This window comes from Pseudidiomarina gelatinasegens (genome assembly GCF_004025325.1).
Classification (GTDB): Bacteria; Pseudomonadota; Gammaproteobacteria; order Enterobacterales; family Alteromonadaceae; genus Pseudidiomarina; species Pseudidiomarina gelatinasegens.
Genome location: NZ_RSFE01000003.1, coordinates 250,822 through 264,982, shown reverse-complemented (window position 1 = coordinate 264,982; position 14,161 = coordinate 250,822). Strand labels below are relative to the sequence as shown.

The following is a 14,161-nucleotide window of genomic DNA, read 5'->3' as shown; positions in this document are numbered from 1 at the left end:
TGAACGCCTAATTTAGCCAGCTGGCGCTACAAGTCAAGTTCTTCGCATGCAAATGCGTGACGAACTACAGAGAAAGTAGAATATCTTTCACAAAACGACTGCCAAAATACGCTAATGACAGAATAATGCTAGCGATAACGCTCGTTATTACCAGAGCTCGTCCGCGCGCTCGTTTTACGCCGTGCATGTATAGCACAATTACGTAAAGCGTGAATGCAATAAGACTCAAAATTGTTTTGTGTGATTGCCCCTGTGCAAACATGTCATTAAGGAAAACGAATCCACTAATAATTGCGATCAATAGCAACGCAGTTCCGGTACTTAATAAACGGAAAAAGTAACGCTCCACAGTCATCAAGGGTGGTAAATAACCGGTGAACGCGTGCGTGCGGTGGTGCTTTAATAAATAGTTTAAATACAAGAGCTGGATTGCGTACAAAGTTGCTAAGCTCAACACTGCGTAGGCAATCAACGACAAGATAATATGGACGACTAAACCATGGGCTTCACTCAGTTGCGCGCCCCAGTTGGCCGGGCTGAGCACCATCAGCAAGACGCTCACTGCCGCGAACACATAAATGATTGGGCTTAACAGCAAACCACCGGCGCGGCGGCTTCGCATTAATGTGAATGCGGCTAACAGGAGCGCGACCGTACTTAAGCTGGTGGTGATGTTTAAATGATCAAAATGGTCTGCGTTGAGGTAATCCCATAACACTATCGCATGGGTCACAATTGCTGCCAGTGGTACGATTAGCAGTAGCCAAGATGCAGAGGTTGTTCGTGCGAGACTACGCCAAAGTAATACGGCGCTCAGTACGTACAACACGAGATTGATGGGTAGCAATAGGGTCATGGCAATTATCAGTCTGCTGCGCAATGGGTGAACAATGTAGCAAGTATATGCATAGTCACGCCTAAACCCAATAGGATCAGGAAACTTTGCTTGATTTAAGATATAATCGCCGCCATATCGACAAAATGGCAATAAGAAAGTGGGCAGATTCGCATGTTTGAGAATTTAAGCGAACGATTGTCGCAATCGTTGAAAAGTATTACCGGTCGCGGACGTTTAACCGAAGACAACATCAAAGATACCTTAAGAGAAGTGCGCATGGCGCTGCTCGAGGCCGATGTTGCCTTGCCGGTAGTGCGTGAATTTGTAAGCCGGGTAAAAGAGCAAGCCCTTGGTGAAGAAGTCAACAAGAGCCTGACCCCAGGTCAAGTGTTCTTAAAGATTGTGCAAAAAGAGCTTGAGCACGCAATGGGCGAGGGCAATGTGCCGCTCAACCTTGCCGCACAACCGCCCGCAGTGATACTGATGGCAGGTTTGCAAGGTGCTGGTAAAACGACCAGCGTCGGTAAATTAGCCCGCTACCTGCGTGAAAAACAGAAAAAGAAAGTGTTGGTGGTCAGTGCCGACGTGTACCGTCCGGCTGCTATTAAGCAATTGGAGACGTTAGCGAACGAAGTTGAAGTTGAATTTTTCCCATCAAACACAGACCAAAAACCTGTTGCTATTGCACAAGCCGCAATAGCTCACGCCCGGAAAAAATTCCTTGATGTAGTCTTAGTCGATACCGCCGGTCGCACAGCAATTGATGAAGCTATGATGGCCGAGATTCAAGCGCTGCACGAAGCAATCAACCCAGTAGAAACATTGTTTGTGGTTGATGCGATGACCGGGCAAGACGCCGCCAACACTGCAAAAGCTTTCAGCGAAGCGTTGCCGCTTACAGGCGTTATCTTAACCAAGACAGATGGTGATGCGCGCGGTGGTGCAGCGTTGTCGATACGTCATATTACTGGCCAACCAATTAAGTTTCTTGGTATTGGCGAAAAGAATACAGCGCTAGAGCCGTTCCACCCTGATCGTGTTGCTTCGCGGATTTTAGGTATGGGCGATGTGATGTCGCTTATCGATGAACTCGAATCTAAAGTTGATAAAGCGAAAGCCGAAAAAGTAGCAAAAAAGGTCATGAAAGACGGGAAGTTCTCACTTGAGGACTTTCGTGATCAGCTGGCTCAAATGCGTGATATGGGCGGCATGATGGGCTTAATGGATAAACTGCCCGGCATGGGACAAATGTCTGCACAAATGAAGGGCCAACTCGATGACAAGCTTACGGTTCGCATGGAAGCTATCATCAACTCAATGACTCGCAAAGAACGCGAACATCCCGATTTAATCAAAGGTTCGCGAAAACGTCGTATTGCTGCAGGCTCAGGTACTCAGGTACAAGACGTGAATAAAATGCTGAAGCAATTTATGCAGATGCAAAAAATGATGAAGAAAATGAAAGGCGGCGGTATGGCTAAGATGATGCGCGGCCTTGGCGGAATGGGTGGTAAAATGCCACCAGGAATGTTCCCGAAACGCTAGTAAAAACTTGCATTCGGACTAATTTTCGGGTAAATTCCACGACCTCTTCGACCCCGGTCGGAGACTTTTTTATTTACTTAACATTTGAAACTGTATCGAGGAACGTAATGGTAACCATTCGTTTACAACGTGGTGGCGCTAAAAAACGCCCATTCTACCAGATGGTAGTTACTGACAGTCGCAATGCCCGCGACGGTCGTTTTATTGAAAATGTAGGCTTCTTCAACCCAGTCGCTCGCGGCCAGGAAGAAAAGATCCGTATCGACTTAGCTCGTGTTGATCATTGGGTATCAAACGGTGCAGCATTGTCTGATCGTGTATCGAAGCTGGTAAAAGACGCGCGTAGCGCGGCTTAATAGAATTATATTTCTGAAGTTAGGTGGCTATGAATAATCCTGCTGAAACCGTCGTTGTGGGTCAACTTGGCGCAGTATATGGCGTAAAAGGCTGGATAAAAGTTCAAAGCTTCACTGATGATCAGGAAGCCATTTTTGATTACACCCCTTGGCAACTTGTTTTACAAGGCAAGGAGCAACCAGTTCAAGTCGAAGAATGGCGTCGACACAATAAAGGACTGATTGCGAAGTTAGCAGGCGTACAAGATCGCGAACAAGCACACTTATTAACAGGTGCGGAAATTGTGATTAGTGCGGCGCTACTACCTGAATTGCCAAAGGATGAGTTTTACTGGCGCGATTTGATTGGTATGACTGTCGTTAATACTGACGGTTATAACATGGGAGTCGTTGATCAGTTAATGGCCACTGCATCGAACGATGTGATGGTGGTGAAAGCGAACAGCAACGATGCATTTGGTCGCTCTGAGCGATTGATTCCGTTTATTCAGAGTCAATACATTCAGAAAGTCGACATGGAAAACAAAAGCATTGTTGTGGATTGGCCGTCGGACTTTTAATGGCTGATAAATTGCAGGTTGGGGTGATAAGCCTTTTTCCTGAAATGTTTCAGGCTATAACCGACAATGGTGTGACCGGCCGGGCCGTGCGAGATGGATTGCTGGATATTCAGCTGATAAATCCGCGCGATTTTACCCACGACCGTCATCGCACTGTTGACGACCGCCCTTATGGCGGAGGTCCAGGGATGTTGATGATGGTGCAACCGCTCACTGATGCGATTGCAGCAGCTAAACAACAACTCGGTGCTGATACCAAGGTGATTTATATGTCACCTCAAGGTCGCAAGCTTGATCATGCGGGCGCTCAAGAGTTGGCTCAGTATGACAAGCTCATTTTAATCGCCGGTCGCTATGAAGGCATCGATGAGCGTGTAATTGCGCGACATGTTGATGAAGAATGGTCGATTGGGGATTACGTGTTAAGTGGCGGCGAGTTGCCGGCCATGGTGATGATAGACACGGTGGCAAGATTGATTCCAGGTGTGCTTGGACATCAAGACTCGGCTAGCGAAGACTCATTTGCTGATGGTTTGCTAGATTGTCCGCACTATACACGACCAGAAATCTTAGATGGTGAGTCGGTTCCTGCTGTATTACTCAGTGGTAACCATGAAAAAATACGCAAGTGGCGCTTGCAACAGTCCCTCGGGAGAACTTGGTTGCGCCGCCCTGAATTATTGAAACACCTAGCTCTGACTGACGAGCAGAAGCAGTTACTGGATGATTTTATTCAGCAACATCAAGATGCTTCTGATACAGGTTCGGGTAGTTAATCTAGGCAAGTGAGGCTAACATGGCAAAAGTAAGTCAAAATTTGATCAAAGCGATCGAAGATGAACAATTAAAAACTGACCTTCCAGCGTACGCGCCGGGTGATACAGTGGTCATCAATGTTAAGGTTGTTGAAGGTAACCGTGAGCGTGTTCAGGCATTTGAAGGCGTGGTTATCGCAAAACGTAATCGTGGTCTACACAGTGCGTTAACTGTTCGTAAAATCTCGAACGGTGAAGGCGTTGAACGTACTTTCCAAGTACATAGCCCAATTATTGATAGTATTGTTGTGAAGCGTAAAGGTGCGGTTCGTCGTGCTAAGCTTTACTACCTTCGTGAGCGTTCAGGTAAATCTGCACGTATCCGCGAAAAGCTATCTTAATAAGCATCAAGCTTATTACGAAAAAACCCGCCGCTGGCGGGTTTTTTTATGGTACAAATGCGCTATATGAATCGAATATCTCGCTGTTGGAGCTGCTGCTATGTCTGATCCCGAAAAAGAACTCGAAATGCTGCGTCATCGCATCGATGAAACTGACAGCGAGTTGGTTCGTTTGTTATTGCAACGACGTGAACTCGCCGCCCAAGTTGGGGTAGTAAAACGGGATTTAGGGCAGCCACTTTATGTTCCAGAACGTGAAGCTATGATGCTGGAGCAGCGGCGTCAGCAAGCGGCAGGCATGGGGCTTTCGCCTGCACTTATTGAAGACGTTTTACGCCGCGTTATTCGGGAGTCTTATCAGCAGCAACAAGCCGCTGACGTTCACCTGCAAGATAAAAATGTCGTCGTTGTTGGTGGTGCTGGTGCCTTGGGTCGTTTGTTTGTGCGGTTATTTGAATCAGCCGGTGCAACGGTAAATGTCATCGACACCGGCGATTGGGCGTTAGCCGAAGCCTACTGTTCACAAGCAGATCTTGTTCTAGTATCGGTACCGGTGGCGGTAACAGTGGATGTCATCAGCCAATTACCCACGTTACCACCGAGTTGTGTCTTGGCGGATGTTACCAGTATTAAGCAGCAGCCACTGGAAGCAATGCTGGCCAAGCATAGTGGGCCTGTAGTTGGTCTGCACCCCATGTTTGGCCCTCAGCAAGCTACCTTAGCCAAACAGCTCATGGTGGCCTGCCATGGCCGTGATGAAGACAGTTATCAATGGCTGCTGCAAAGCATTCAACGCTGGGGGGCTCAGGTTAAACAAATCGATGCGCAAGAACACGATAAAGCCATGTCGTTCGTACAAGTTCTGCGCCATCTGTCTACGTTTGTTTATGGTGCCCATCTAGCGCAAGAGCGTGTTGATGTTCAACAGTTACTGGACCTTAGCTCGCCAATATATCGGTTGGAGTTAATGATGGTAGGGCGTCTGTTTGCACAAGATGCAAACTTGTATGCAGATATTATTTTATCAGACCCACACAACTTTCAAATGCTACGCCGCTACGTTCAACTTTTTGATACTTTACTTGAAGAGCTTGAGCAACGCGGGAAATCTGACTTCGTGCAGCGTTTTGCAGATGTGCGCGAGTACTTCGGTGAATTTGCACAACGCTTCTTAAGTGAGAGCCAACGGTTATTAGACACCGCTGGCGATGCGCAACAAATCAGCTAATTCTTGCGGTTTAACGGGTTTGTGCAGCTGGGTGTTTATTCCTGCAGCACTACAACGCTCAGCAAAATCATCATGTTGATGGCCAGTTACCATTGCGGTATTCGGGGTTTCGCTGCCTAATTTTTCTACGATTTTGCAATATACATCGATACCGTCAATATCGGGTAATTCATGATCAAGCAGAATGAGTGTTGGCCTGTGTTCGATTGCAGCGGTTATCGCTTCGTGGCCCGTTTGTGCGGTGATTATCTCAACAGGGTACTGTCTAACCATAGCTTTGAGTACTTCGAGTGAAATAAAATCGTCATCGACTATTAATACTTTGTTCGGAGTAGAGCTCATTTTAATATCCTATACTGGGCTTACATAGGCACCCATTTGAACAGAAGGAAGCAACAGAATGCAACGGGTAAAAATTTGGGATAGTTTTGTTCGTCTAAGTCACTGGCTGATGGTTATTCTAGTTGTGTTGATGTGGTTCACCGCCGAAGAAGGCTACATGGATAGACATTTACAACTGGCTGGTGTGCTTGGTGCTTTGGTTGTAACGCGTATCGTGTGGGGTTTTTTCGGTAGTGAATCAGCGCGGTTTTCCCGTTTCATAAAGGGCCCAAAAGCTGTTTCACACCATCTGCAAGAATTGAAGGCGGGCGACTATAAGCCATCAAATACGCACAACGCAGCTGGGGGGTGGGCGGTAGTTATTATACTAAGCTTGCTTGCGGTGCAATTTGGTACGGGGTTATTTTCAAGTGACGATATTTTCTATTCAGGCCCGTTAGCCGGTGTTGTGGGGGCTGACGCCAGCGAGGTATTCAGTGAGATTCACGAAATTAGTTTTAACGTACTGGTGATATTTATCGCGCTGCATGTCATTGCTATCGCACTGTATCGGCTGCGCGGTGTTAATTTAACGGCGGCGATGTTTCATGGCAAACGTGCTGGTGTGAAAGCGCCCAAACTTGTTCCGGGTATTATTGCGATAGCCGCGGCAGCCATTCTAGCTGCCGCGTTTTATACGTGGATTAATTAGTCTTTGTATTGGTCGTGGCAGCCTTTGCAGTTCTTAGCTGCGGTTAAAAAGGCGCCACGAATAGCACTTTCATCACCGCTGGCGGCTGCTTGTTGTAACGCTCGCGCATCCTTCTGAAGCTGGTCGGCACGTTCTACAAAGTCGTCCCAGCTATCCCAAATAGCTGGTAAGGCATCGGTATTATTGCCTGGCATTGCGCCTTCTTGACTGAAACCAATCCAAGGAATGCTGGCAAGTGCAGCAAAGTCATTGGCACGTTGACTAAAAATGACGTTATCAAAAGCAATATCACCTTTAACCATGTCATCCATAAGCGCAAAGTTATTTTGCATAATCGATAAGGCTTTTTGACGGTACTCGACAGCTTTGTCTGCATCATTGAATGCGTGCTGAGCTGTTGCATTTGCTGAGACAGCTAATATAACAACTGCGACTAAGTTGATTGCTAACTTCATGTTGTTCCCCTTATTGTGTTGTTTAACGACTGCAATACGCCTTTCATCCCTAAATGGATTGCGCAGTGTCATCGTTCCCCAGTAATGTGACCATGATAACCGTAAAAATCATAAAAGGGGAACCAGATGAACGGGACGAAGCATCTCAGTAAGCTGGCACTAGCCGTTTGCGCTGCACTACCATTGGTAGCAGCAGCCTCGCAAACGACGCCAGTGCGCGGATTACATGATAATTCATCAACATTTATAGCATTGCAAAATGCCACCATCGTGACAGAGCCAGGTAAAAAGCTGGAAAATGCAACGTTGGTTATTAATAACGGTAAAGTAATCTCTGTATCAAGCAATAATCGTGCCCCAGAAGGCGCGCGTGTTATTGATGCAAGTGGTCACACAATTTATCCGGGTTTTATTGATGCATATAGCAACTACGGGGTGCCGGCTGTAGAAAAGCCTGAGCGTGCGCCGTATCGCAGCACCACGCCGCAATATAATAATAAACGCGAAGGTGGTAACGCAGCTAACGACGCTATTCATTCACAAGTAAACTGGGTGGATAAGTTTGCAACTGATCAGAAGTCGGCTAAAGATTACATTGAACAGGGCTTTACAGCCGTACAAAGCGCTCGTTTAGACGGTATCTTCCAAGGGCAGGCTGTAACTGTGTCGCTGGCAGACACAATCGCAAATAATGCGGTTTATAATCCAACTGCGCGCCACTTTGGTTCATTTGATAAAGGCTCGTCTCTGCAACAATATCCGTCGTCACTGATGGGCTCAATTGCACTGATTCGCCAAACTTTATCCGATGCGAATTGGTACGAGCAAGCCTACGGCAAAGATACGTATAACGGCCCAGTAGAATACAATGCTGCACTGGCCGAACTTGGTGACATTGAGCAAACGGGTTTAGTGTTCAAAGTAACTGATGATCGTTCTTTGTTGCGGGCAAGCGACGTGCTGTCTAATTTCAATGTGCCAGTTACCTTTTTAGGTTCGGGCTATGAATATGCGCGTTTAGATGCAATTAAAAACACCAAGTCGTCAATTATCCTCCCGTTAGATTTTCCAGCAGCTCCAGAAGTAAATGGCGTGGATGATCATCTTGACGTTAGTCTTGCTGATTTACGTCACTGGGAGCGAGCGCCAGGAAATGCTGCAGCACTCGCGCAAGCTGACATCGATTTTTCATTCACCTTACATCAGTTGAAAAAGGCTGATGACTTTTGGCCCAACCTGCGTCGTGCAGTGCAACACGGGTTGAACGAAGATAAAGCACTTGCTGCCTTAACAACGGTGCCAGCAAGCATTGCAGGTGTTGCCGATAAAGCCGGCAAGTTAGTACCTGGTTATATGGCAGACTTCGTTATCGCCAAAGGCGATTTGTTTACCAATGGCACCATCAAATCAGTATGGCTACAGGGTAAGCAAGTTGAGCTAGAGCCAATGCATCAAGCTGATTTTGGTGGCACGCTTCAGGTTACGGTCGCCAATCAACAAGCTGAACTTGTGCTGAAAGACGGTAAAAAAGTATCGGGTGAATTTAACGGTACGAAAATCCGTGATGCGAACCGCAGCGAAGCAACGTTAGACTTTGTGGTTGACGCTGGTTTTGCTGGCCTGGATGGGGCTTGGCGGATGCGTATTGAGCAAGCGTCAGCAGACGGTTACACCGGGGTTGCAATTGCACCAGACGGTCGCGAGCTGCCACTGACAGCTCAGCGTACCGAAGCTGCGAGTGAGACCTCCGAGGACGCAAAAGCTAAAGAAGAGTATGTAAGCCGGTTAACTTTCCCGAACGTGGCCTATGGCCTTGATGGCTTGCCTGAGCGCGAAAATGTGCATATTAAAAATGCAACAGTTTGGACCGCAGACGAAGCTGGCGTGCTTGAAAATGCTGACGTGCTGATTCGCAACGGCGAGTTCTATAAAGTGGGTCAAGACTTGCGCACGCCATCAGGTTATACAGTAATTGATGGAACCGGTAAGCACGTAACACCAGGTATCATTGATGAGCATTCTCACATCGCTATTGAAGGCGGCGTGAACGAAGGTTCGGAAGCGATTACCTCTGAGGTACGTATTGGTGATGTGGTGAACCCAGATGACATTCACGTATACCGTTCACTCGCTGGTGGTACAACCATGGCACAGTTGTTACATGGCTCGGCTAACCCTGTTGGTGGCCAGGCGCAAGTAATTAAACTGCGTTGGGGTGGTGATGCGAACACCATGAAATTTGATGCGGCACCGCCAAGCATTAAATTTGCCTTGGGTGAAAACGTAAAACAAAGTAATTGGGGCACAACGTTTACGGTACGCTACCCGCAAACCCGTATGGGTGTTGAAGCCGTAATGCGCGATGGTTTTACCGCAGCACGTGAATACAAACAGCGGATGGACGCTTACAACAAGCTCAGTCGTAGTGAGAAAGCTAAAACAGCTGCGCCACGCCCTGACTATCGATTAACGACGTTGTTGGAAATTATTGAGCGTCAGCGTTTTGTGCATGCACATTCGTATGTGCAATCTGAAATCCTCATGTTAATTCGTTTAGCTGAAGAGTTTAATTTCACACTAACCACCTTTACGCACATTTTAGAAGGCTACAAAGTTGCTTCTGAAATGGCAAAACATGGTGCTGGTGCATCAACGTTTGCTGATTGGTGGGCATTTAAATTCGAGGTTTACGATGCGATTCCACAGAACGCCTGCTTAATGGCTGAAAAAGGTGTACTGACCAGTATTAACTCGGACAGTAATGACTTACAACGTCGCTTAAATACCGAAGCTGCGAAGTCTGTTACCTACTGTGGTATGTCAGAGCACGAAGCGTTGAAGATGATCACTTTGAATCCAGCTAAGCAACTGAAAGTTGATGAGTACGTTGGTAGCATCAAAGAGGGCAAACATGCTGACTTCGTAATCTGGAATGGACACCCTCTGAGTGCCTATTCGTCGGTTGAGCAAACCTGGATCAATGCGCGTAAATACTTTGATCGTGAGCGCGACATGCAGCTACGTGGGCAATTGGAAACTGAGAAGCAACAGTTAATTCAGAAGCTCCTGAGCAGCCCAGAGAGCGCTCGTAATGGTAACGGTGAAGGTTATAAGAAGCCGCAACCAACCTGGCATTGTGAAGACAACCATGACGTTTGGAGCGATCAATTTACTGTTCATGCTCACGCACATGAAGGAGAGCAGCTATGAAAAAGTTACTAACAGCCGTTGTTGCTGCCAGCCTAAGTGCAGCAGTCGTTGCGAACGACATGGTACCAGGCAAGGCACAAGAACAGCCGATACTGCTGCAGGGCGGTACCTTGCACACAGTAACAAACGGTGTGATGCAAGATACCGATTTGTTATTTGAAAACGGTAAAATCACTGCCATTGGCGCCAACTTGTTGGTACCCGAGAACGCTCGTGTTATCGACGTAAGTGGCAAACAGGTGTATCCGGGCTTAGTCGCTCTTGATACAACGCTTGGCTTGATTGAGCTTGGTGCTGTGCGTGCAACAAACGACACCAGCGAAGTGGGACAAATCACGCCAGAGGTAAGTGGGCATACGGCCTATAACCCAGACTCTGAAGTTATCCCAACCATTCGGTATAATGGGATTACCCATGCCGAAGTTGTGCCGCAAAATAATTTAATTGCGGGCCGTTCAAGTTTGCTGCAAACCGACGGTTGGACCTACGAGGATGCTGCCGAAGCGCTTAATGTTGGTGTGCATGTCAACTGGCCACGCGTTGGTTTGAACACTTCATGGTGGGAACGACGCTCACCAGAAGAGCAACGTAAAGAAAACGCTGAGAATCTAAGCAAACTTAAAGCAGCTTTTACAGATGCCAAGGCTTATTTCGATGCGAAACAAGCGAACAAGCTAAATGGTACTGATGTACGTTGGGAAGCCATGACCGGTTTATTTGATGGTTCAAGTAAGCTATTTGTTCATGCGAACGATAAACGTCAAATGGATGCTGCCATGGAGTTTGCAAGCGAGTGGGGCTTCGACCTTGTGCTTGTCGGCGCGCGTGATGCGTGGCGTATTGCAGATAAACTTGCAGCTAATGACGTTACTGTTGTTTATGGCGAACCCTATGGTTTACCAACCCGCCATGATGAAGCGTATGATCAAGCGTATTCAACACCAGCTGCACTAGCTGCTGCAGGCGTTGATTTCTCAATCGCTTATTCAACGGGCTGGTGGGACATCCGAAACCTAGCTTTTGCAGCGGGTAATGCTGTGGCTTTTGGTCTTGATAAAGATCAAGCATTGGCGGCTATTACGATTAAGCCTGCTGAAGTTATGGGTGTAGCGGATAAAATTGGCTCGCTTGATGTTGGTAAAAATGCGTCGCTATTTGTTTCGCAAGGCGATGTAATGGACCAATTAGGGCAAGACGTGCAGATGATGTTCATTGATGGCGCTGAAGTTGACCTTAACAATCGTCATAACCAGCTGTATCAGAAGTATCGTCAAAAACCTGAATAAAGTACCGATATAATCAGTCTTTATTGAAAGCCAGACAAATAGTCTGGCTTTTTTTTGTGTTTTCGCAAAAGTCGCAAAAGTAACTATTGTGTTAATGCTCAGCAATTGGCAGTATTTGAGGGTAACGAATCAACGAGGGAATTTACTATGCCACTACACCGCCAGTTTGCCAACGACGGCAAAGAGCTCATCATCGCTATAAAAGGGAAATTTGATTTTGGGCTAGTACAGGAGTTTCGACAGGCATACGGTAACGTAGGCGATCAACAACCAACGGTTTTTATTGATCTGCGTGAAACTGAGTACTTAGATAGTTCTGCACTCGGTATGTTGTTAAATATGCGCAAATCATTGGGTAAGTCGGTTAAAGGAATTCACATTATCAACTGTCGGCCTGAAGTAAGAAGTATTTTAGACATTTCCCGTTTTGATAAGCTATTTGTGATTGAATAAATAATATGGATACGTTCGTTGAACTGTCATCGTCAACAGCATCTCTATGCGTTGTTGGCGACGGTTCGGTATTTGCGCAAACAGTAGCAAACAAACTTGACCAGCATGGTGAATTTGAGGTGTCTTGGTACACACCGGAAACCTTTTTAGGGTTAGCCGAGCTGCCGCAACACCCCGTTCTGCTGCTTATCGATGGTGAAGCTGAACTTAGCTCGACAGTCGGGGCGTTGTTGCGTCGCAGCTACCCCGTAGCATTGCTGGTTAGTAACACAGCGAGTTTACTTGCTAAGTATGCTGGTCAGATGACGGATGTATTATTGTGGCCAGCTCCTGCGGAACTATTAAACGCACGTATTAATATTCTCCAGCGCCTGCAAGATACGCATGCGCAGCTTGATGCCATGAGACATTCTCTAGCGTGGCATAAAGCCCGGGTAGAACGTGAACATCAATTGGTCGAGCATATTTTCCAGAATGCTTTGAGTCGCAATTATCTCGACTTCAAACACGTACATACCTATTTAACCCCAGTATCAAAGTTCAATGGTGACCTCTGCCTCATATCACCGGGGCCGCTGGGTAATATTTATATGCTTATGGCAGACTTTACTGGGCATGGCTTAGCGCCAGCAACTGGCGCTTTGCCGCTTTCTCAGGCATTTTTTGCCATGGCCGACCGTGGTGTTTCAGTTGCAGAAATGGTTACTGAATTTAACTTTCGGATGAATCGTTTGTTGCCAAACGACATGTTTTGCGCCGCATTCTTGCTAGAACTTTCAGCGAATGGTGAACGCGTTACTTATTGGAATGGCGGCATGCCACCGGCATTGTTGTTTGATCAACAAGGAATTATTTTAAAGCGCCTGCCACCGGCGCACATGGCGCTGGGAGTTATTGATGACGATGAATTTGATAGCCGTGTGGGAACATTTCGCGCGCCACCGAACAGTTCAATTGCGCTATTCACAGACGGTGTTACCGAATTATTGGGCCATCAACAGAAATTTTTAGGCTCGGATGCATTAGAAGTACTGCTGAGTAAGTATCCCCGCACCGCCGATTTTTCAAGATTGGTTGAAGAGCTCGAGCACTTTAGGGGCGAAACGCCGCTGCATGATGACCTCTCGTTGGCGATTCTAACGTGCTTACCTACCGGACTTGGTGAAGCTACGCCGGAGCCGGATCAATTCGGACTCCCCTTCAGTTTTGACGTGCTGTTGAAGCCTGAGCACTTGAGCACAATTGACCCCGTGGGCCATATTCTTTCAGCACTAAGTCAGTTGCCATATTTACGGCGTCATCGAACTACGATTTATTTATTTTTAGCAGAAGCATTTAACAATGCCCTGGAGCATGGTTTATTGGGCTTAGACTCAACGCTAAAGCACGATCCCGATGGGTTTGCTGAATATTATCAGTTACGCCAAGAACGTCTGCTCGAGCTCACTGAAGGCGAAATTCGAATACACGTTACCTTTGATACCAAGCTCAAGCAGTTATCGGTTCAAGTATCGGATAGCGGAACCGGTGTCGCGCTCTTGGACGACAACCACGATTTAACCCAAAGCTATGGTCGCGGACTCGAATTACTGCGCCAAATGACAACTGATTTACACTGGGATCAAACTACGCGAACGGTTTCATTTAAGTATTCGTTTTAACCACCAGCGAATTTAGCCTTGAAACCACGTTGTTCTAGCCATTGCTTTGCTTTTTCGCGTTGGTCACCTTGCAATTCAATGGTTCCGTCTTTTACCGCCCCCCCGACACCACAAGTTTTTCTGAGTGCAGAAGCATATTCAGCGAGTAAGTCAGGGTTATCAGGCAAGTCAAAAATTACTGTAACTCCTTTCCCCTTGCGCCCTTTGGTTTGCCGCTGGATACGAACAGGTTGCGACGTATCGACCGAGTTGTCTGGTTGTTCGCTGGTCTCGTCGTCATGCTTTTCGGGTACGTTAAATCCCAGATTTTTCAATTGATCTTGTAGGCTGCTCACAATTACCTCAAATTCAACTTGGAATAAATAGGGTAGGTGTTATAT

15 protein-coding genes are annotated in these 14,161 nt (G+C 46.9%); 11 read left to right on the top strand and 4 right to left on the bottom strand.

The window, feature by feature from the left end; all coding sequences use genetic code 11:
- Window positions 1-64 precede the first annotated feature (64 nt).
- Window positions 65-856 (bottom strand): cytochrome C assembly family protein, encoded by a 792-nt coding sequence (locus tag EGC76_RS05450; RefSeq protein WP_128351995.1) that lies wholly within the window; start codon window positions 854-856, stop codon window positions 65-67.
- A 153-nt stretch (window positions 857-1,009) separates the two neighbouring features.
- Between EGC76_RS05450 and ffh the strand changes: the two genes are divergently transcribed.
- The 6 genes from ffh to tyrA all read left to right on the top strand — a co-directional run bounded on the left by ffh (window position 1,010) and on the right by tyrA (window position 5,683).
- Window positions 1,010-2,383, top strand: a complete 1,374-nt coding sequence (gene ffh / locus EGC76_RS05445) for a signal recognition particle protein (RefSeq protein WP_128351994.1) — start codon at window positions 1,010-1,012, stop codon at window positions 2,381-2,383.
- 107 nt (window positions 2,384-2,490) lie between these two features.
- Complete coding sequence (gene rpsP, locus EGC76_RS05440; RefSeq protein WP_128351993.1) at window positions 2,491-2,739, top strand: 30S ribosomal protein S16; 249 nt, start codon at window positions 2,491-2,493, stop codon at window positions 2,737-2,739.
- Between the two features lie 29 nt (window positions 2,740-2,768).
- Window positions 2,769-3,299: a ribosome maturation factor RimM gene (rimM, locus tag EGC76_RS05435; RefSeq protein ID WP_128351992.1), complete on the top strand. Its 531-nt coding sequence runs from the start codon at window positions 2,769-2,771 to the stop codon at window positions 3,297-3,299.
- The gene (gene trmD / locus EGC76_RS05430) at window positions 3,299-4,075 is read left to right on the top strand and encodes a tRNA (guanosine(37)-N1)-methyltransferase TrmD (RefSeq protein ID WP_220445661.1); all 777 of its coding nucleotides are present in this window, start codon (window positions 3,299-3,301) and stop codon (window positions 4,073-4,075) included. Before rimM ends, trmD begins: the two co-directional genes overlap by 1 nt.
- 20 nt (window positions 4,076-4,095) lie before the next feature.
- Entirely contained in the window at window positions 4,096-4,455 is a 360-nt protein-coding gene (gene rplS / locus EGC76_RS05425; protein WP_128351991.1) for a 50S ribosomal protein L19, read from the top strand.
- Window positions 4,456-4,555: 100 nt separating this feature from the next.
- A complete protein-coding gene (gene tyrA, locus EGC76_RS05420; protein WP_128351990.1) occupies window positions 4,556-5,683 on the top strand; it encodes a bifunctional chorismate mutase/prephenate dehydrogenase in 1,128 nt (375 codons plus the stop codon).
- Here the strand turns inward: tyrA and EGC76_RS05415 are convergent.
- On the bottom strand, window positions 5,648-6,025 hold the full coding sequence (locus EGC76_RS05415; protein ID WP_128351989.1) for a response regulator: 378 nt from the start codon (window positions 6,023-6,025) through the stop codon (window positions 5,648-5,650). The genes tyrA and EGC76_RS05415 overlap by 36 nt on opposite strands.
- Window positions 6,026-6,083: 58 nt before the next feature.
- On the opposite strand from EGC76_RS05415, the gene EGC76_RS05410 reads away from it, so the two are divergent.
- On the top strand, window positions 6,084-6,716 hold the full coding sequence (locus tag EGC76_RS05410; RefSeq protein ID WP_128351988.1) for a cytochrome b/b6 domain-containing protein: 633 nt from the start codon (window positions 6,084-6,086) through the stop codon (window positions 6,714-6,716).
- Here the strand turns inward: EGC76_RS05410 and EGC76_RS05405 are convergent.
- Window positions 6,713-7,171, bottom strand: coding sequence for a c-type cytochrome (locus EGC76_RS05405; RefSeq protein ID WP_128351987.1), 459 nt, complete (start codon window positions 7,169-7,171; stop codon window positions 6,713-6,715). The two genes, EGC76_RS05410 and EGC76_RS05405, sit on opposite strands and share 4 nt — an antisense overlap.
- A 126-nt stretch (window positions 7,172-7,297) precedes the next feature.
- On the opposite strand from EGC76_RS05405, the gene EGC76_RS05400 reads away from it, so the two are divergent.
- The 4 genes from EGC76_RS05400 (at window position 7,298) to EGC76_RS05385 (ending at window position 13,781) form a co-directional block, all read left to right on the top strand.
- Window positions 7,298-10,381, top strand: a complete 3,084-nt coding sequence (locus EGC76_RS05400) for an amidohydrolase family protein (protein ID WP_128351986.1) — start codon at window positions 7,298-7,300, stop codon at window positions 10,379-10,381.
- The gene (locus tag EGC76_RS05395; RefSeq protein WP_128351985.1) at window positions 10,378-11,667 is read left to right on the top strand and encodes an amidohydrolase family protein; all 1,290 of its coding nucleotides are present in this window, start codon (window positions 10,378-10,380) and stop codon (window positions 11,665-11,667) included. Before EGC76_RS05400 ends, EGC76_RS05395 begins: the two co-directional genes overlap by 4 nt.
- Window positions 11,668-11,814: 147 nt before the next feature.
- The gene (locus EGC76_RS05390; RefSeq protein ID WP_128351984.1) at window positions 11,815-12,120 is read left to right on the top strand and encodes an STAS domain-containing protein; all 306 of its coding nucleotides are present in this window, start codon (window positions 11,815-11,817) and stop codon (window positions 12,118-12,120) included.
- A gap of 5 nt (window positions 12,121-12,125) precedes the next feature.
- Complete coding sequence (locus tag EGC76_RS05385) at window positions 12,126-13,781, top strand: ATP-binding SpoIIE family protein phosphatase (RefSeq protein WP_128351983.1); 1,656 nt, start codon at window positions 12,126-12,128, stop codon at window positions 13,779-13,781.
- Here EGC76_RS05385 and EGC76_RS05380 read toward each other — a convergent pair.
- Window positions 13,778-14,116: a translation initiation factor gene (locus EGC76_RS05380; RefSeq protein ID WP_128351982.1), complete on the bottom strand. Its 339-nt coding sequence runs from the start codon at window positions 14,114-14,116 to the stop codon at window positions 13,778-13,780. The two genes, EGC76_RS05385 and EGC76_RS05380, sit on opposite strands and share 4 nt — an antisense overlap.
- Window positions 14,117-14,161 lie beyond the last annotated feature (45 nt).